Source organism: Pseudomonas sp. HMWF006, from assembly GCF_003061205.1.
Taxonomy (GTDB): domain Bacteria; phylum Pseudomonadota; class Gammaproteobacteria; order Pseudomonadales; family Pseudomonadaceae; genus Aquipseudomonas; species Aquipseudomonas monsensis.
This window is the reverse complement of record NZ_QAIU01000392.1, coordinates 16,587-17,982: the sequence shown is the minus strand read 5'-3', so window position 1 is coordinate 17,982 and position 1,396 is coordinate 16,587. Positions and strand designations below refer to the sequence as shown.

At 59.3% G+C, this 1,396-nt stretch carries 1 protein-coding gene; it reads left to right on the top strand.

The features are described from left to right. Positions 1-1,102: threonine synthase (thrC, locus tag DBR24_RS16070; RefSeq protein WP_256591546.1), on the top strand; the 1,102-nt coding region annotated here is incomplete at its 5' end. Positions 1,103-1,396: the final 294 nt, after the last annotated feature.

Sequence of the window (1,396 nt, the reverse complement as noted above, 5' to 3'; positions counted from 1 at the left end):
GTTCCACGGCCCGACCCTGGCGTTCAAGGACTTCGCCCTGCAACTGCTCGGCCGCCTGCTCGACTACGTGCTGGAAAAACGCGGCGAGCGCGTGGTGATTGTCGGCGCCACCTCCGGTGATACCGGTTCGGCCGCCATCGAAGGCTGCAAGCACTGCGAAAATGTCGACATCTTCATCCTGCACCCGCACAACCGCGTGTCCGAAGTGCAGCGTCGGCAGATGACGACGATTTTCGGTGAGAACATCCACAACATCGCCATCGAAGGCAACTTCGATGACTGCCAGGAAATGGTCAAGAACAGCTTCGCTGACCAGAGCTTCCTCAAAGGCACGCGTCTGGTGGCGGTGAACTCGATCAACTGGGCGCGGATCATGGCCCAGATCGTCTACTACTTCCACGCCGCCCTGCAGTTGGGCGGCCCGGCGCGTTCGGTGGCGTTCTCGGTGCCGACCGGTAACTTCGGCGACATCTTCGCCGGTTACCTGGCGCGCAACATGGGCCTGCCGATCAACCAGTTGATCGTCGCCACCAACCGCAATGACATCCTGCACCGCTTCATGAGCGGCAATCAGTACGTCAAGGAAGCCCTGCACGCCACGCTGTCGCCGTCGATGGACATCATGGTCTCGTCGAACTTCGAGCGCCTGCTGTTCGACCTGCACGGTCGCAACGGTGCAGCGATCGTCGGGCTGATGGACTCGTTCAAGCAGGGTGGTGGTTTCAGCGTCGAGCAAGAGCGCTGGACTGAAGCCCGCAAGCTGTTCGACTCGCTCGCCGTGGATGACGCGCAGACCTGCGAAACCATCGCTGAAGTCTACGAGCAGTGCGGCGAAGTGCTGGACCCGCACACCGCGATCGGCGTCAAGGCCGCCCGCGAATGCCGCCGCAGCCTGGACATTCCGATGGTAATTCTGGGCACCGCTCACCCGGTGAAGTTCCCGGATGCGGTAGAGAAAGCCGGTGTAGGAAAAGCACTCGAACTGCCTGCACATCTTTCTGATTTGTTTGAGCGAAATGAACGCTGCACCGTTCTGCCAAACGAGCTGAAAGCCGTACAGGCCTTTGTCAGCCAGCATGGCAACCGCGGCAAGCCGCTTTAAGCCAGTAAAAGCTGTCACATTTTGAAGCCCGTCTCCTGACGGGCTTTTTTGTTTCTGCTGCCACACTGCTCGGGTTTTCACCCACGAAGGACGGGTGAGTCGATCACGAAGGAAGTGGCAATGCTGTTTTATAGAGGTTTGAAACCGGCACTGGGCTGGATGTTGTTGTTTGGATTACTGGGGTTGATGCGTTGCAGTCTGGCGGCGCAGCTGGCGCTGCACGAAGAGGTCGCGGCATTCAATGTTCAACCTGTGGAACTGGACGCCCGCGAGCGCCAATGGATTCACGAAAAC